The 16,615-nt window shown below is 65.3% G+C and carries 19 protein-coding genes; 3 read left to right on the top strand and 16 right to left on the bottom strand.

Annotated features, from left to right (window positions below; translation table 11 throughout):
- Window positions 1-50 precede the first annotated feature (50 nt).
- Window positions 51-2,270: a selenide, water dikinase SelD gene (gene selD / locus J2X53_RS00365; RefSeq protein WP_349035512.1), complete on the bottom strand. Its 2,220-nt coding sequence runs from the start codon at window positions 2,268-2,270 to the stop codon at window positions 51-53.
- 153 nt (window positions 2,271-2,423) lie between these two features.
- On the opposite strand from selD, the gene rpoN reads away from it, so the two are divergent.
- The gene (gene rpoN, locus J2X53_RS00360; RefSeq protein WP_349035511.1) at window positions 2,424-3,674 is read left to right on the top strand and encodes an RNA polymerase factor sigma-54; all 1,251 of its coding nucleotides are present in this window, start codon (window positions 2,424-2,426) and stop codon (window positions 3,672-3,674) included.
- On the opposite strand, the gene rnr is transcribed toward rpoN, so the two are convergent.
- The 9 genes from rnr to hspQ all read right to left on the bottom strand — a co-directional run bounded on the left by rnr (window position 3,671) and on the right by hspQ (window position 10,161).
- A complete protein-coding gene (gene rnr / locus J2X53_RS00355; RefSeq protein ID WP_349035510.1) occupies window positions 3,671-5,920 on the bottom strand; it encodes a ribonuclease R in 2,250 nt (749 codons plus the stop codon). The genes rpoN and rnr overlap by 4 nt on opposite strands.
- Before the next feature lie 99 nt (window positions 5,921-6,019).
- Window positions 6,020-6,460: a molybdenum cofactor biosynthesis protein MoaE gene (locus J2X53_RS00350; RefSeq protein WP_349035509.1), complete on the bottom strand. Its 441-nt coding sequence runs from the start codon at window positions 6,458-6,460 to the stop codon at window positions 6,020-6,022.
- A 1-nt stretch (window position 6,461) separates the two neighbouring features.
- Window positions 6,462-6,713 (bottom strand): molybdopterin converting factor subunit 1, encoded by a 252-nt coding sequence (moaD, locus tag J2X53_RS00345; RefSeq protein WP_349035508.1) that lies wholly within the window; start codon window positions 6,711-6,713, stop codon window positions 6,462-6,464.
- Complete coding sequence (gene pgsA / locus J2X53_RS00340) at window positions 6,710-7,378, bottom strand: CDP-diacylglycerol--glycerol-3-phosphate 3-phosphatidyltransferase (protein WP_349035507.1); 669 nt, start codon at window positions 7,376-7,378, stop codon at window positions 6,710-6,712. Before pgsA ends, moaD begins: the two co-directional genes overlap by 4 nt.
- 46 nt (window positions 7,379-7,424) lie before the next feature.
- Window positions 7,425-8,114, bottom strand: coding sequence for an RluA family pseudouridine synthase (locus J2X53_RS00335; protein ID WP_349035506.1), 690 nt, complete (start codon window positions 8,112-8,114; stop codon window positions 7,425-7,427).
- A gap of 102 nt (window positions 8,115-8,216) precedes the next feature.
- Window positions 8,217-8,675, bottom strand: a complete 459-nt coding sequence (locus J2X53_RS00330) for a GAF domain-containing protein (protein WP_349036264.1) — start codon at window positions 8,673-8,675, stop codon at window positions 8,217-8,219.
- 313 nt (window positions 8,676-8,988) lie between these two features.
- The gene (locus J2X53_RS00325) at window positions 8,989-9,435 is read right to left on the bottom strand and encodes an ATP-binding protein (RefSeq protein WP_349035505.1); all 447 of its coding nucleotides are present in this window, start codon (window positions 9,433-9,435) and stop codon (window positions 8,989-8,991) included.
- Entirely contained in the window at window positions 9,425-9,769 is a 345-nt protein-coding gene (locus tag J2X53_RS00320) for an STAS domain-containing protein (RefSeq protein ID WP_349035504.1), read from the bottom strand. Before J2X53_RS00320 ends, J2X53_RS00325 begins: the two co-directional genes overlap by 11 nt.
- Window positions 9,770-9,834: 65 nt before the next feature.
- Entirely contained in the window at window positions 9,835-10,161 is a 327-nt protein-coding gene (gene hspQ / locus J2X53_RS00315) for a heat shock protein HspQ (RefSeq protein ID WP_118150182.1), read from the bottom strand.
- A gap of 85 nt (window positions 10,162-10,246) precedes the next feature.
- Between hspQ and J2X53_RS00310 the strand changes: the two genes are divergently transcribed.
- Together J2X53_RS00310 and J2X53_RS00305 are read left to right on the top strand one after the other, a co-directional pair.
- Entirely contained in the window at window positions 10,247-11,128 is an 882-nt protein-coding gene (locus J2X53_RS00310) for an AEC family transporter (protein WP_349035503.1), read from the top strand.
- A 79-nt stretch (window positions 11,129-11,207) separates the two neighbouring features.
- Window positions 11,208-11,798: a lytic transglycosylase gene (locus J2X53_RS00305; RefSeq protein ID WP_349035502.1), complete on the top strand. Its 591-nt coding sequence runs from the start codon at window positions 11,208-11,210 to the stop codon at window positions 11,796-11,798.
- Between the two features lie 20 nt (window positions 11,799-11,818).
- Here J2X53_RS00305 and J2X53_RS00300 read toward each other — a convergent pair whose 3' ends face one another.
- From J2X53_RS00300 to J2X53_RS00275, 6 genes are all read right to left on the bottom strand, one after another.
- Window positions 11,819-12,421, bottom strand: coding sequence for an outer membrane lipoprotein carrier protein LolA (locus tag J2X53_RS00300; RefSeq protein ID WP_349035501.1), 603 nt, complete (start codon window positions 12,419-12,421; stop codon window positions 11,819-11,821).
- Between the two features lie 285 nt (window positions 12,422-12,706).
- The gene (locus J2X53_RS00295; protein ID WP_349035500.1) at window positions 12,707-13,612 is read right to left on the bottom strand and encodes an ornithine cyclodeaminase; all 906 of its coding nucleotides are present in this window, start codon (window positions 13,610-13,612) and stop codon (window positions 12,707-12,709) included.
- Window positions 13,609-14,235 carry an HAD family phosphatase gene (locus J2X53_RS00290; protein ID WP_349035499.1) on the bottom strand — a complete coding sequence of 209 codons (627 nt, stop codon included), beginning with the start codon at window positions 14,233-14,235 and terminating at the stop codon, window positions 13,609-13,611. Before J2X53_RS00290 ends, J2X53_RS00295 begins: the two co-directional genes overlap by 4 nt.
- Window positions 14,236-14,289: 54 nt before the next feature.
- Window positions 14,290-14,751 (bottom strand): YaiI/YqxD family protein, encoded by a 462-nt coding sequence (locus J2X53_RS00285; RefSeq protein ID WP_349035498.1) that lies wholly within the window; start codon window positions 14,749-14,751, stop codon window positions 14,290-14,292.
- A 15-nt stretch (window positions 14,752-14,766) separates the two neighbouring features.
- Window positions 14,767-15,597 (bottom strand): S-formylglutathione hydrolase, encoded by an 831-nt coding sequence (gene fghA, locus J2X53_RS00280; RefSeq protein ID WP_349035497.1) that lies wholly within the window; start codon window positions 15,595-15,597, stop codon window positions 14,767-14,769.
- Window positions 15,597-16,529: an AEC family transporter gene (locus J2X53_RS00275; RefSeq protein WP_349035496.1), complete on the bottom strand. Its 933-nt coding sequence runs from the start codon at window positions 16,527-16,529 to the stop codon at window positions 15,597-15,599. Before J2X53_RS00275 ends, fghA begins: the two co-directional genes overlap by 1 nt.
- Window positions 16,530-16,615: the final 86 nt, after the last annotated feature.

The following is a 16,615-nucleotide window of genomic DNA, read 5'->3' as shown; positions in this document are numbered from 1 at the left end:
TTCTGAAATACTCCCGCGCGGAGCGCATCCATCGCCAGCCCCGCGCGCTTTCAGTCCAGAATGATCCGCCCCGGCCCCGCCGTCACCCACCCGATCTGGACCACCATTTCCCCGGCCTGTGCCATCTCTGCCAGCACAGCCTCCAGCGCCCCGGCAGGCACGCAGGCCAGCAGGCCGCCACAGGTCTGCGGGTCGAGCAGCAGATCAAATCTTGGCCCCGCCCCGCCTTCCACCTGCCAGCCCACCGCCGCCCGGTTGGACGGCGCGAGGGTGGAGGCCACGCCCTTCGCCGCCAGCCCCTCGGCCCCCGGCAGCAGCGGCAGCGCGGCGAGTGACAGCTCCGCCCCAAGGCCCGACGGCTCCAGCATCTCCCACAGATGGCCCGCCAGACCAAAGCCGGTCACATCGGTCATCGCATGGGCCCGCGTGCGCAGGAGGGCCGCCGCAGGTGCCAGAGGCCGCTCCATGCTGGCGATGCAGGCGGCCCAGATCTCGCCCAGCATCAGCCCGCCCGTCAGCTCCAGCCTTGGCTGCACCAGCGCCATTTCTGCCGCCAGCACCACACCGGTGCCCAGCGGCTTTGTCAGCACAATCGCATCGCCCGGCTGCGCGCCGCGTTTCAGCCGCGCGGGGCCAGTCAGCAGCCCGGTCACGGTAAAGCCCACCGTCAGCTCATCGCCGACCGAAGAATGCCCGCCCACCACATCGGCCCCGGCGGCGCGGAACACCGCCGTTGCGGCCTGCATCACCTCGGCCAGCATGTCGGCCTGCAAGGCATCTGACAGGCGCGGCAGGGTGATCTGCGCCAGCGCCGCCTGCGGATCGGCACCCATCGCCCAGATGTCGCCCAGCGCATGCACCGCCGCCAGCCGCGCCATCAGCGCCGGGTCGTGGCAAAAGCTGCGCAGATGGTCGGTGGTGATCACCTGCTGCTGCCCGCCGATGCGCAGCAGCGCGGCATCATCCCCCGGCCCTGACAGCACATCGGCCCGCTGTGGCACGGGTAACCCGCCCAGCGCTGCGCGCAACGCGCCCGCCCCAACCTTGGCCCCGCAGCCGCCGCACATCGGCTTGTCACCGATGGCCTCGGCCAGCCCGCCGGCATGGGGCTGCGGCAGCGCAGGCCGGGGCATGGCGGGATAAGTGGCGAACTTTGCCATGAACTTCGCGTCAATCCGATCCTTCAGCCGCCACAGCCACGCCCCGCCCGAACGCAGACCGAACTTGTCGGCCACCGCCACCTTGCCGCCGACCGAGACCAGTTTCAGATAATCGCGCTGCGGGGCATAGCCCCGCAGCGCCCCGCCCGACACGGCGGCGCGCAGGTTGTGGAGCAAAACCGGCGCTTCACGCACCGCAAACACCCCGGCCTTGGGGCGCGGCGCATGGGTCAGATACGCGCAATCGCCTGCCGCAAAGATCGCGGGGTCTGATGTCTGCAACGTCGGCCCCACATCGACAAAGCCATCGGTCAGCGCCAGCCCGGTGTCGCGCAGCCAGTCCTGCGGTCGCGCCCCCGCCACCGACAGCGTAAAATCCGAGGCCAGACGCTGCCCATCGGTGAGCAGCACCGCATCCGCCAGCACCTGCGCCGCACTCACCCCGGTCAGCAGCTGCACGCCATGATCGCGCAACGCCGCAATCAGGGTGTTGCGCGTGCCCGCAGACACCCCCGGCAACGCCTGCGCCCCACGCTCCAGCAGCGTGATGCGCGGGGTCTTCCCCGCCGCGCGCAGCCGGTGGGCCGAGGCCAGCGCCAGTTCCAAACCGCCGACACCCGCACCGATGATCACCAGTTGCGGCGCAGGGCCACAGCTCTGTACAAACGCCTCCCACCGCGCGGCATAGGTGCCCAGCGGCTTGGCCGCGACCCCGTGTTCGGCATAGCCCGGCACGTCCGGCAGATCCGACGCGATGCCGATGTCGATCGACGCCGCATCATAGCGCAGCCGCCGCCCCGAGGTCAGCACCACCTGCCCCGCCGCCCGGTCGATGCCGCAGGCCCGGTCCAGCACCACCCGCGCCCCGGCAAAGCGGGCCAGCCGTATTAGATCAATCATCATCGCATCGCGCGTGTAATGCCCGGCAACCGCCCCCGGCAGCATGCCGGTATAGGGGGCCACCGGGCCGGGATTGACCACCGTGATCCGCGCCCCCGGCAGCGGGTCCATCCCCCACATCCGCAACACCAGCGCATGGGCATGCCCGCCACCGATCAGCACAATGTCACGGGTCAGGGGCAGCGGAGCAGTCAACATCAACCGGGTCACTTTTGTCAGGGCTGGCCCGACCCTATGCGTTCAAGCGGCCAAGGGCGAGTGGAACCACACCGGTTGCGCCCTTCTGCGGCGAGCTGCCACCGCACTTCAGACGCTGTGTAAACCACCTTGTCTGACATCCCCCCACATCTTACCCTGCGTACCATGAAAGTGCGCGCAAAAATGGGGGTCAGCCAGACCCAGCGGTTGCAGCTCAGCACCGGGCTGCATACTGCGCTGCGCATGCTCCGGGCCGATGCGGCGGGTCTGACCCACTATCTGGAGGAACAGGCCGCCGAGACGCCTGCCCTGAGCCTGCACCCCGTGTTGCCTGCGGCAGGCGACTGGCTGCCGCGCTGGTCGGGGGTGTTGCCCCATAGCGGCGCGGATGAAACGGCAACCTTTGCCGCCCATGGCCCCAGTCTGATCGCGCATGTCCTGTCGGCGATTCCCGGCCTTGTGCCCGCCCAGCGCGACCGCTCCATCGCGCTGGCGCTGGCGGATGCGCTGGAGCCTTCGGGCTGGCTGGGCCGCCCCGTCGCCGAGATTGCCGCCGAACTGGGGGTCAGCACCGATGCGGTGGACCGGGTGCTGATCCGCCTGCACCAGATTGACCCGCCCGGTCTGTTCGCCCGCAATCTGGCCGACTGCCTGCGCCTGCAGGCCATCGACGCCGAAGCGCTGGACCCGGTGCTGAGCGTGATGCTGGACCGGCTGGATCTGGTCGCCTCGGGCGACTGGGCCGCACTCGCCCGCCTGACCGGCGCGCCCGAGGCTGACATCCACAGCCGCTTTCGCCTGATCCGCAGCTTCAACCCCAAACCCGGCGCCAGCTTTTCCGCCATCGCCAGCCCGCTGCGCGAGCCCGATCTGATTGTGCGGCAGGGCGAAGGCGGCTGGCTGGTCACGCTCAACCACTCCTCCCTGCCCGCGCTGAGCGTTGACCCCGCGGCACCGGGCGCGGCCCGGGCACGCGATATGGTCCGGCTGGTCGAAAGCCGCAACATGACGCTGCTGGCGGTGGGGCAAGCGATCCTGTCGCATCAGCGCGCAGCGCTCGACACTGGCGCGGCCGCCCTGCGGCCGCTGACCATGCAGACGCTGGCGCAAAGTCTTGGCCTGCACAAATCCACCGTCAGCCGGGTGGTGGCGGGCGCTGCGGTTGACACCCCGCATGGCACGTGGTGGCTGCGGCGGCTGTTTTCGCCCGACATGGGGGCCGATACTGCCGCTGCTGCGCTGCGCGCCCGGCTGGCCCGGATGATCGCTGACGAAGAGGCCACGCAACCGCTGTCAGACGAAGCGCTGGCACAGGCGCTGAGCGAGGACGGCGCGGCACTGGCGCGGCGCACCGTCGCCAAATACCGGGCCGAGCTGCGCATTCCCGCCGCCCACCGCCGCCGACACAAACCCTAACGCCGCTTGCGCAGCACCTTGCGTTTCAGCTTGCTGTCCTTTGCCGCCGCCTGCCCCGGCTTGCGCGGGGCATAGCGGCCCCGGCGCTGCGTGGTTTTCGGCATCGTCCCGCCCTCGATGGTCAAGAGGTCCAGCGTGATGCCCCCGGTGACCGGCGTGGCCTCTGCCAGCCGCACCACCACCCGCTGCCCGATGCCGATGGTCATGCCGGTATCGGCCCCGGTCAGGGTCTGGCTGTCCTGATCATAATGATAGAACTCGCGCCCGATGCTGCGGATCGGGATCAGCCCGTCGGCCCCGGTTTCATCCAGCTTCACAAACAGGCCAAAGCGCTGCACGCCCGAAATCCGCCCGCCAAATTCTGCGCCCACCCGGTCGGCAAGGTAAGCCGCCAGATAGCGGTCGGTGGTATCCCGTTCCGCCGCCATGCTGCGGCGTTCGCTGTCGGAAATCAGCTTTGCGGTTTCCTCCAGCGTCTCGATATCCTGCGCCGACAACCCGTCCTTGCCCCAGCCATGCCCGGCAATCAGTGCCCTATGCACGATCAGGTCGGAATAGCGCCGGATGGGAGAGGTGAAATGCGCATAATTCTTCAACGCCAATCCGAAATGGCCGAAGTTCTGCGGAAAGTAATACGCCTGCGTCATGCTGCGCAGCGTGCTGATGTTCAGCAATTCGTCAAACTCGGTCCCCTGCGCCGCCGCCAGCAGCGTGTTCAGATGCCGGGTCTGCAGCACCTGCCCCTTGGCCAGCACAAAGCCAGAGGCCTCGGCCACCTCACGCAGATTGTCCAGCTTTTCGGGCGTCGGCTCTTCATGCACCCGGAACAGCAGCGGCTTTTTCAGCCGCACCAGCTCTTCTGCCGCCGCCACATTGGCAAGGATCATGAACTCTTCGATCAGCCGGTGCGCGTCAAAGCGTTCCTTGAACGACACCGCCTTGACCTCGCCACTCTCTGACAGCTCGATCTTGCGCTCCGGCAGGTCCAGATCCAGCGGCTGGCGCAGCGCCCGCGCCAGTTTGGTCGCGGCATAGGCGGCATAGAGCGGCTTCAGCACCGGCTCCAGCAGCGGTTCGGTCACCGCATCGGGCGCGCCGTCAATGGCCGCCTGCACCTGCTCATAGCTCAGGCTGGCGACAGATCGCATGATCCCGCGCACGAAACGGTGGCTGATCTTGGCCCCTTGCGCATCCAGCCGCATCCGCACCGCCAGACAGGCGCGGTCGACATGCTGGTGCAAGCTGCACAGATCGCCCGACAGGATGTCAGGCAGCATCGGCACCACCCGGTCAGGGAAATAGGTGGAGTTGCCGCGCTTCCTCGCCTCGCGGTCCAGCGCAGATCCGGGGCGCACGTAATACGCCACATCGGCAATCGCCACCCATACGACGAACCCACCCGCATTGCCCGGCTCGCGGTCATGTTCGGCATAGACCGCATCATCGCGGTCGCGCGCATCGGCCGGGTCGATGGTCAACAGCGGCAGATCGCGCAGATCGTCGCGCCCCTCCAGCGGGGCGGGCTCGGCCCGGTCCGCCTCGGCGATCACCGCATCGGGAAACTGATCGGGAATCCCATGCTGATGGATCGCAATCAGGCTGACCGCCCGCGGCCCTGACGGATCACCCAGCACGGCGGTCACCCGCGCCTGCGGCAGCCCCATGTTGCGCCGCCCGATGGCTTCACCCTCGACCAGCTCGCCATCCTTCGCACCCAGCGTCATGTCACGCCCGACGCGCCATTCCTTGTCCTGGCCCTTGTCAACCGGCACGATCCGCCCGCCTTCGGCATTGGCCCGGAACACGCCCAGCACCCGCAGCGGATTGGTGCCGATATGGCGGATCAGGCGCGCCTCGTACTGATACTCGCCCACATCCACCGGCGACAGCCGCGCCAGAATCCGGTCGCCCGCCGCCAGCGCCGGATCGCCTTTCTTGGCCACGAACAGCACACGCGGCGCCTCGCCCTCGCCACCCCATTCCATCGGCCGGGCAAAGACATCGCCCTGCGCGTCCGGCCCGGTGATCACCAGAATGGATACGGGGGGAAGGCTGTCAGGATCGCGGTAGCTGCGGCCCTGCTTGGCCACGTTCCCCTCATCCTCCAGCTCCTTCAGGATGCGCTTCAACTCGATCCGCGCCGCCCCCTTGATGCCAAAGGCGCGCGCAATGTCACGCTTGGCCTGCAGGCCGGGGTTTTCATTGATCCATTGCAGGATCTGCTCTTTGCTGGGCAACTGTTCCATGACAGCAGACCTAGCACGGACAGCCGCCCCAAGAAAACCACCAAGCCATTGCTGCTTTGCAAATACTCCCGCCGGAGGCTCCGGCGCCAGCCACAGGACCTACCAGCGCCGAAGGGCCGCCTCGTCCTCATCCTTGGCCGCCACCCAGACCGCCCCATCCGGCCCCAGTTCCTTTTTCCAGAACGGCGCGCGGGATTTGAGGTAATCCATCAGAAACTCCGCCGCCGCAAAGGCATCGGCCCGGTGCGGCGCTGCGGTGGCGACCATCATGATCATCTCGCCCCCCGCCAGCCGCCCGTGCCGGTGGATCACCAGCGCGTCGATCATCGACCAGCGCGACCGCGCCTCGTCCATGATCGCGGCAATCGCGCGTTCGGTCATGCCGGGGTAATGCTCGATCTCCATCGCGGCCAATGTGCCGCCATTGTCGCGCACGATGCCGGTAAAGGTCACCACCGCCCCCGCGCCCGCCGCACCAGCGGCGAAGGCCATCGACTCGGCCCCCAGATCGAACGGCGCGCTCTGGACCGATACCCGCATCTCAGCCGCCCGTCATCGGCGGGAAAAACGCCACCTCACGCACCCCGGCAAGGGGGGCGTCAAACGATGACAGCTCCTGATCCAGCGCCACCCGCAGGCTGGCCAGATCGGCAAAGGCCATCTCGTAGCGCTCTTCACGCGCCACCAGTTCTGCAATCAGATCCGCCACGGTTGCGGCCTGCGTCTCGACCCGTTCGCGCGGAAGGCCAATCCGCTCACGCACCCAGGCGAAATACAGCACCTCGACCGTCACGGCGTGTCATCCTTCAGATAGGGCAGCGACTTGCGGAAGTAATCCCAGCCGGTCACCAGTGTCAGAATGGCCGCCAGCCAGATCAGGCCAAGCCCGACCAGGGTGGCCACCGACGAACAGCCCCGCGCCCCGCAAGACCGCAGCGGATCGGCAAGGCCCTGCGTCACCAGCCCGGCATATTGCTCGGTGGTCATCCCGCGCCGCGCGATCCCCTCCAGATGTTCCAGCCCGGTGCCCAGAAACAGCACCGCAATCGCCACCATCTGCGCCGTGGTCTTCCATTTGGCCAGTTTGGTGACCTTCAGCAGCCCCGCCTTTTCCGCCAGAAACTCGCGCAGGCCCGAGACGAAGACTTCACGGAACAGGATCAGGGTGACCGGCAGGATCAGCCAGGGGTTCATCCCGGAATAGCCGGTGATGATCACCAGCGCGATCACCACCATCGCCTTGTCGGCGATCGGGTCCAGCATGGCGCCGAATTTCGATTCCTGCTGCCAGCGCCGGGCAATATAGCCGTCAAACCAGTCGGTGACGGCGGCCACCACAAACAGGGTCAGCGCGAACCAGTCGGCCCAGGGGCGGTGGAAATACAGGAACATGATCGCAACGCCGGGCGCAGCAATCAGGCGCATCACCGTCAGAATATTGGGCAGCGTCCATCTCATGCCAGATGCTTAAACTATTAACAGCAGCAGAGGAAAGCGGATTTGCTCAGAAAGGCAGCGGGGCTTGAAACGTCACCAACGCTCCTGTTGCCGGATGGTGCAGGCTCAGCGTCTCGGAATGCAGCATCAGACGCGGGGCGTCGCTCGCCTCGCCCGTGGCATAGATCTGATCGCCGATGATCACATGCCCCAAGGCCAGCATATGCACCCGCAGCTGATGGCTGCGCCCGGTCAGCGGGTGCAGGCGCACGCGGGTTTCCGACTCGCTGCGCTGGGTCACCTCCCAGTCGGTGCGGGCGGGGCGGCCGTTTTCATGGTCCACCATCTGACGCGGGCGGCGCGGCCAGTCGCTGCCCAGCGGCAGATCGACATGGCCCCGATCCTGCTCCATCTGCCCCCAGACCCGCGCCACATAGGTCTTGCGCGCCCGGCGCTTCTCAAACTCCTGCCCCAGAAAGCCCTGCGCCTGTTTGGTGCGGGCAAAGATCATCACGCCCGATGTGTCGCAATCCAGCCGGTGCACCACAAGCGCATCCCAGCGCGCCGCCTGCAACCGGGTGATCAGGCAATCCTGCCGCCCCTCGAGCTTGCCGGGCACACTCAGCAGTCCGGCCGGTTTGTCCACCACCAGAATATGTGCGTCTTCATGCAGGATAGCCAAGGGCACATCCGGCGGATCATAGCCGAAATCGGGGATCAGGCTGGGGGCGTTATCGGGGGCAATGCGCCGGGTCATCGCAGGATGCCTGCCGCGACGCGCCCGGGCGTCAGCGCCGTCGGGGAAAGCGGCTCCGGCCTCATGCCATCAAAAACGGCAATCGGTGCCACGCGTGGCGGGTCAGTTTGCATCGCGAAACACATCCGCCAGCAGCGCGGTGAAAAACGCCTCATCTGCGGCGGTAAAGGCCGCAGGCGTGTTGCTGTCCAGATCGAACACCCCAAGCAGGGTGCCCGCGCCATTCCAGACCGGCAGAACCAGTTCAGACCGCGTGCTCGACGCACAGGCGATATGGCCGGGAAAGGCATCGACATCCGGCACATTCTGCACCGCACCCGTCCGCGCACAGGCCCCGCAGACGCCCCGCGAAAACGGGATCACCAGACAGCCATGCCCGCCCTGATACGGCCCGATCTTCAACAGCTCGGGCGCGACCACGCGGTAAAATCCGGTCCAGTCGCTGAACGGATGGGCATGATGCACCTCGCAGGCCACGGTGGCCATCAGCGCCACCGCGTCGGTTTCGCCTTCGGTCAGCGACAGAATCGCGCTGCGCATCGTCTGGTAATCAGGGGTCATTTCGGTATCCCAACGCCATGCCATCCTTGCGCCGCCATCTTGCCGGTCAAGCGCGCCCCCAGCCCCTAACACAGCGGCCTGCGCCCCGCCAAGCCGGGTATGGGCGCAAAGACGCCACCCGACGCGTCATCAATGTGGGGAAAGCAGGCTGCATAGGGAACCTCGGCGCCGCGAACTGGGTGGGGGCAATATTCGCAGCGCCGAGGGAAGCTTTATGCAGCTACCCGTTCAATATCGACGTTCTGCGCGTCAGTTTTAGGGGGAAACTGCGGCACTTTCGCGTCAGATCTGAAACGGTGGAAACAATGCACAGCTAATGTGGGTATTGTTGCGCCGATATGCGGAATGACAGGAAATTCCGCTCCCCCTCGCGGCGGTAGTTCAGATCTTCGGACAGCGACCGAATCAAATGCCAGCCAAAGCCGCCTTCGGGCAAGTCTTCACCGGGCAGCAACGGCGCCAGTTCCCCAACCGGCACGCCCACGCCCGGCAACGGCTGGCCGGCATCCATGATGCGACAGGTCAGCCCACGTGCGGAAATGTCGATCGTCAGCTCGATTTCACCCGGCCCCTGTGCATAGGCGTGTTCGACAATATTGTTCAACGCCTCGGCCAACACGATCTGGGCGGCGTCGCGGGCATCCGCGCTCATCCGGCCTGCCATCAGCTGGTCAAACAACGCACCCAACGCCTGCCGCACTGCAATCGGATCAGCGTTGATGATAATGCGGGTGTGTTCGCCCGGATCGTCAGACGACATCACGCAAGCTGCCCGCACCAGCCGGAACATCGCCATGAATGACGAACACAGAATCCATCCGCGTCAGACGAAACACCTTTTCCACCGCAGGGGTCAGCCCCGCCAGTTCCAGCGGACGGTCCGGCCCCAGGAATTTGCGCACCGCCACCACCGCGCCCAGACCAGAGCTGTCGATGAACCCCACGTGCGACAGATCCAGCATCACACGGCGCGTATCGGCCGAGGTCAGATCGCGCATTCCATCCTTGAAATCTATCGCCCCGGCGGCATCAATCCGCGTCTCGCGCACGTGAACGATCATCAGATCTGGTGTCTGGGTACAATCCAGCTGCATCCTAGCCCTCCGGTTACTCCGCAAGGCTAACGTGCACAGGTTACCGACTGGTCAATGCCCGCCGGTCAGTTCAGCTGAAACTGCAACGGATAGCGGCCATCCTCGAAATCGCCGAACAGATCGCTCAGGTCCGGGTGGCCCACGGGTTCGCCGGTCTCATCCGGGACAAGGTTCTGTTCCGAAACATAGGCGACGTAATAGCTTTGGTCATTTTCGGCCAGCAGGTGATAAAACGGCTGATCCTTGGACGGGCGGCTTTCTTCGGGGATGTTCTCATACCATTCGTCGGTGTTGGAAAACATCGCATCGACATCGAACACGACCCCCCGAAAAGGGTGCTTGCGATGCCGCAGCACCTGACCAAGATGGTATTTCGGTGTTAATCTCAGCATCACATTGCATCCCCTGATGATGGTTATTAATCCCGATGGCAGTGTCTTGTCCACCTGACAGGCGTTGAAACAGGGAAACAAACTGTTGGTCCTTATCCTTACAGTGCTGGAAATCGTGGCCCCGGTCGGCCTGCTCGGGTCCATCGGATACCTGTGGGTCAGAACCGGCCATGAGTACCGGATGGAGTTCATCACCCGGCTGACCATGACGCTGTCAGTGCCCGCGCTGATCTTTACCGCGCTGATGAAAACCGAGCTGGACCCCGGCGCGCTGACCGCCGTGACGCTCGCGGCAATTGCCGCCTATGGCGCGCTCACGCTGATCCTGTGGGGCGTGGTCCGGGGGCTGCGACTGGACCGGCGCACGTATCTGGCACCGCTGATCTTTGGCAATACCGGCAATGTCGGCCTGCCGCTGGCGCTCTTTGCCTTTGGCGAGGCGGGGCTGGGCTATGCCGTGGTGATCTTTGCGGTGATGCTGATCTGGAGCTTTACCTTTGGCATCTGGCTCGTCGCAGGCGGCGGCTCGCTGCTGCGGGTGATCCGGGAACCGGCGATGTGGGCCACCCTGCTGGGGGCGCTGTTCCTGTGGCAGGGCTGGCAGACGCCAATGTGGCTGACCAATGCGCTGACGCTGCTGGGGCAGATCGCGATTCCGATGATGCTGATCACGCTGGGCGTCGCCGTGGCGCGGCTGACACCGGGGCGGATGACCCGCGCGGTCTGGCTGTCGCTGATGCGCGGCGGGCTGACCGTGGCGGTGGCCGTCGCGGCGGGCCGGTTCTTCGGGCTCGACCCTGTCGGTTTTGCCGTGCTGGTGCTGCAGGTCAGCACACCGGTTGCGGTCACATCCTACATGCTGGCCGAAAAATACGGCGCTGATGCCGATGCGGTGGCGGGGCTGGTCATCGCCTCGACCCTGCTGGCTGTGATCACTTTACCGCTCACTCTCGGTTTTCTGATCTGAACGCCGCTCTTGCCCCATTTCCCCCGCCCCGGTTTTGCCCTATTGTGCCGGGTAATAAAGAAAAACGTGCGAGGGGCAGATGAGCAGACTTCTCCGCGCGTCGATGTTGTTGCTGTTGCTTGCCGCCTGTGGCGGTGGAAGCAGTCAATTCTCGGCGCCCCGTGATTTGGAAAACGCCTGCGCCATCGTGCGTGAGCGTCCCCAATACTTCCGCGCCATGCAGGCGACAGAACGCAGATGGGGTATCCCCGTCCATGTGCAGATGGCGACGATCCATCAGGAATCGAAATTCATCGGCAATGCCCAGACCCCGCACAAGTTTGCGCTGGGGATCATTCCGATGGGGCGGCAGTCTTCGGCCTATGGCTATTCGCAGGCGCTGGATGGCACCTGGGAAGAATACCAGAAAGAGCAGAACCGCCGCAACGCCAAGCGCGACCGGATCTCTGACGCCACCGATTTCATGGGCTGGTATATGGACCAGAGCGAAAAGCGCCTGGGGATTTCAAAGGCTGATGCCCAAAGCCAGTATCTGGCCTATCACGAAGGCCGCAGCGGCTTTGCCCGGCAAAGCTATCTGGCAAAGCCATGGCTGGTCGATGTTGCCGGTCGGGTGCAGCGCAGGTCTGAAATGTATGCGCTGCAACTCGCCAGCTGCGGCCGGCGCTGAAGACGCCTCAGGCGCGGCCGTTACAGGCCGCGCTTGCGGGTTTCAGCGGTGATGTCGAAATACGAGGCGGGCATCGACCCGCCCTTTGTCATCTCACCCAGAATGACCGTGGTCTTGTTGCCCACATCATCGGTGATGATCCACTGGCGCAGCTCGACCGGGCTTGCGGTAAATACCAGCTCGATCGTGCCATAAGCCGGGTTTTCCGGGTCTTGCGCGATGACACGGGTGGTGTTCTCCACCTCGGTGTGGCCCACCACCATCTTTGCGCGGCCCAGGTTCACATCCGCCGCCAGTATAAGGTTCAGCGGCGTGCGGCGCAGCGGGTATTGCTCCGGCGGCTGGTTTGATTTTGCGTCAAAGATCGCCACCTGTTGCCCCCCCGCCATCACCAGAGAGCGGTCCGGCGGCGCATATTCAAACCGGATCCGCCCGGGACGCCGGATGAACAGCTTGCCGGTGGCGATGGTGCCGTCGCCGTTGATCTGGGTGAAATCAGCCTGAACGGTCGTCAGACTGTTCAGATAGGTGGACAACTCGGCCAGCGGGATCCGGGCGGCAAAAGCCGGGGCGCCAAGCGCGAATAGGGCGAGCGGGGCCAATATGGCGGTTCTGCGGTTCATGCTTCCCATATAATCGCCCCGCTGCACCCTTGCATCACCCATTGCAAAACATTGCGGGGTTTTGCCGATCCTGTGATGCGACGTAAGGGGTATCCCCGCTTGTGCCGCGACACATGGCGGGGTGAACCCCGCCCTACCCGGAAACGCGCGCTCGCCGCCCCCATCAGCGCTGTGGTGATCGCTCCCCGGACGCAATCAGGTGTAGGGCGGGGTTCACCCCGCCTTTGGCCACCTCACACCGCAAAGTGCGACGCATCCACACGCGCAGGGTGGGCGCTTCACCCCTCAAAGCGGGCGTTCCCCCGCCATCCGCGCGATGTAATCTGCCGTCATCAGGTCCAGATGCGCGCCGCCGCCGTTCTTGGCGATGGTGATCTCATCCTCTGACCGACGGACAAACCCCGCCGGATCGTCATAAAAATCCGCAATCACGTCCGCTTCCGAGATTGCCCCGCTCTTCATGGGCTCAATCAGCTCGCCGATATGGCCGATCGTCGTGGCCCGGCTGTCCACAAACACCCGCGCCCGCGCCATCGCGGCGTCATCGACTTCGCGCATGGCGGCGGTATAGGCCCCGATCAGATCCAGATGCTGCCCCGGCTGCAACCATGCGCCCTGCACCAGCGGCTCGCGCGACATGGTGCAGGTGCAGATGATGTCTGCCGCCTTCACCGCCTGCTCCAGATCCTCCGCCACCGGCAGGCCCATCGCTTCGGCACTGGCACGGCTGCGGCTCCAGACCTTGAATGCGGCCTGCGGAAAGGCGCTGGAGTAGGCGCTGACCATTGACCGCGCCACCGCGCCCGCCCCGACCAGCAAGATCCGCCGCGAGTCCTTTCGTGCCAGCCGCCTGGCCGACAACAGGCTATCCCCCGCCGTCTTCCACTTCGTCACCAGATGAAAATCGACCAGCGCCGTCAGCACCCCGGTCTTGTCGTCATACAGCGTTACCGCGCCGTTGACCGACGGCAGGCCCTGCGCGCCATTGCCCGGAAACACCGTCGCCACCTTGACCAGCTGCCCCAGCCCGTCAATCCACGCCGCCCGGTTCAGCAGGGTGTCACCGCCACGATACAGCACCATATCCCGGATCTCGGCCCTTGGCCGCAGGTGCCCGGCCTCCAGCGCGGCGGTCAGCCCGGCCCAGCTCAGCCGTGGCCCGACCTCTTGCCCGATGATCTGCACGCTCACAGCCCGGCCTCGGCGCGGGTCAGCAACCCCTCCGCCACCAGCCGCTCGGCCCAGCCTTGCCAACCGGTGAACAGATGCACCCGCCAGCCCCGCGCCGCCGCAGCCTCGATGTTCTCGGGCTTGTCGTCGGTAAAGATCAGCCGGTCCGGCGCGATCCCGATCTCTGCCTCCAGCTGGCGGTAAATCTCGGCATCCGGCTTGATCACGCCCATCCGGCCCGACACAAAAACCCTGTCAAACTCGCTCAGAAAATCATGCTGGCTTTGGGCATAGGCAAAGGTATCGTCGCCGAAATTGGTCAGCGCCAGCACCGGCACTCCCTTGGCCCGCAGCGCGCGTAGCAGCGCGATCGAGCCTTCGATCCGGGGCGCCGCCATCTCGATCCAGTTGTGATACCAGCACAGAATATGTTCAGACCAGTCCGGGTGCGCGGCGGCATGCGCCTCGACTGTTGCCCGAAACGGCGCACCGGCATCAATGCGCATGTTCATATCCTCGACATCGGTCTCGGCAAACAGCCGCAACCGCTCTGCCTCGCCCAGCCGCTTGTCGTAAAACCCTTCCGGATTCCAGTACATCAGCACATTGCCGATATCAAAAACCACTGCCTCTGGTTGTGTCATGCTGCACCTCTGTCCTGTCCGTTGCGGCGATAAAGCCTTGGCCGCCGCCGGAATTCAATCCCTGCCGTCACGCTGCGCCGCCCGCAGCGCGCGGTCCAGCACATCCAGAAACCGCGAGCGGTCGGCCTTGGAAAACGGCCGCCCGCCGCCCTGACGGAACGGATCGGCGCTGCGCAGATCCTGCATCAGATCGCGCGTGGCCAATACCATGCCGATATTGGCGGTGTTCAGCTCTTCGCCATTGTGCTTGACCACCCGCGCCCCCGCCGCCACGCATTTCGCGGCCAGCGGAATATCCCCGGTGACCACCACATCGCCCACGCCGCAAGCCTCGGCGATCCACTTGTCGGCCTCATCGGGGCCAGAGGCCACAAACACGCTCTCGACCAAGGGGTTGGGCGATGGCCGGATGCCGCCGTTCGACACCACCAGCATCCGCACACCCAGCCGTGTCGCCACCCGCTCGGCCTCTGCCTTGACCGGGCAGGCATCGGCATCAATGAACAACCGCGTCATTCAACAGCCCTGCGCTCAGCCATACAGCGCCTTCGCATGAAAGCCGATGTGCTCTTCCATGAAGGTGGAGACGAAGAAATAGCTGTGATCATAACCCTTTTGCAGCCGCACCGCCCCGCCCTGCCGCCGCGCCGCCATCGCCTCGGCCAAAGCCTCGGGCTTCAGCAGATCGACAAACTGGTCTGAACTGCCCTGATCCACCAGAATCGGCCCGTCAAACCCGCGTTTGCGCATCAACAGCGTGGCGTCATGCCCGGCCCAGGTGCTTTCATCGCGGCCAAGGTAGGCCGAAAACTGCTTGCGGCCCCAGTCGCTGGCGGTCGGGTGGCAGATCGGCGCAAAGGCCGACACCGATTTGAACCGGCCCGGAAAGCTCATCGCGATGGTCAGCGCGCCATGCCCGCCCATCGAATGCCCGGTGATCGCCTGCGCCTCTTCGGCCAGCGGAAAGGCGTTGAACAAAAGACGCGGCAGCTCATCCGTCACATAATCCCACATCCGGAAATGCGGGGCCCAGGGCTTTTGCGTGGCGTTGACGTAAAACCCCGCCCCCTGCCCCAGATCAAAGGCCGCGTCATTCGCCACCCCTTCGCCACGCGGCGAGGTGTCGGGAAACACCACCGCAACGCCAGCCTCGGCGGCCCAGCGCTGTGCGTTCGACTTCACCATCGCATTCTCATGCGTGCAGGTCAGCCCGGACAGAAACCACACCAGCGGCACCGGCCCGTCCTCGGCCCCTTCGGGCAGAAACAGACCAAAGGTCATCTCGCCACCTGTCGCGCTTGACACATGGGAATACACCCCCTGCACGCCGCCAAATGCCCTGTTCTCGGATACCGTCTTCATCACGCCCCTCCATTCACCAGGGCAATCACCGCCGTCACCGTCAGCACAGAGGCCGCCGTAGACAGCAGGATCGCCGTCGAAACCCGTTGTGGGGCCACGCCGAAATGCGCGGCCAGAATATAGACATTGCCCGCCACCGGCAGGGCAGCAGCAGCAATCATCACCCCCGCCGCATACCGCTCCACCGGGAAAATCACCAGAGCCGCCACCGCCACAGCCGCCGGATGCAGCACCAGCTTGGCACCCGCCAGCCAGACCGCGACCTGCACCCGCTCCGCGCTGCGCCCCGCCAAAGACGCCCCAATCGCAAACAGCGCCCCCGGCGTCGCCGCAGCGCCCAGCGTGGTCATGAACTCATTCACCGGCACCGGCAGCGCCCAGCCGGTCGCGCCCCAAGCCAGCCCCAGCACGATTGACACGATCATCGGGTTTTTCAGCAAACCCAAGCCCAGCACCCGGAAAATCCCCAGCGACATCCGCCCTTCGCGCCGCGCTGTGATCACCAGCGTGATCACAGAAGAAAACACGATCAGATCCACCGCCAGCACCAGCAGAACCGGCCCCGCCGCCGCAGCCCCCAGCAGCAACACTAGCATCGGCACCCCGAGAAAGCCCACATTGCCGATCACCGCGCATTGCGCCTCGACCGCCGCCTCCTCGACCGAAACGCCGCGCCACAAGGCGATCCCGGTCGCCAGCAGATAGACCACGACCGAGGCCGACAGATAGGCAAACACAAAGGTCCAGTTGAAGATCTCGCCCAAGGACAGGTTGGCCGCAAAGCCGAACAGCATCGCCGACAGCGCAAAGTAAAACACGAACTTCGTCAGCGCCGCCGTCGCCTCGGCCCCGAAAAACCGCGTGCGCCCGGCCAGATAGCCCAGACCGATCAGGGCAAAGAACGGCAAGGTTTTCAACAGGATCGGCAGCATGCACCGGCTTTCATGACAACGTTGATCAAAGCGTTTCACGCCCGCCCCAAAGACGCAACCACTGCCTTTATCCGGGCGACAAATAT

The sequence above is a fragment of the Pseudotabrizicola sp. 4114 genome (assembly GCF_031457365.1).
In the GTDB taxonomy this organism is placed as follows: Bacteria; Pseudomonadota; Alphaproteobacteria; order Rhodobacterales; family Rhodobacteraceae; genus Pseudotabrizicola.
Note: the sequence above shows the minus strand (reverse complement) of the source record. Positions and strands in the feature narration are given on the sequence as shown.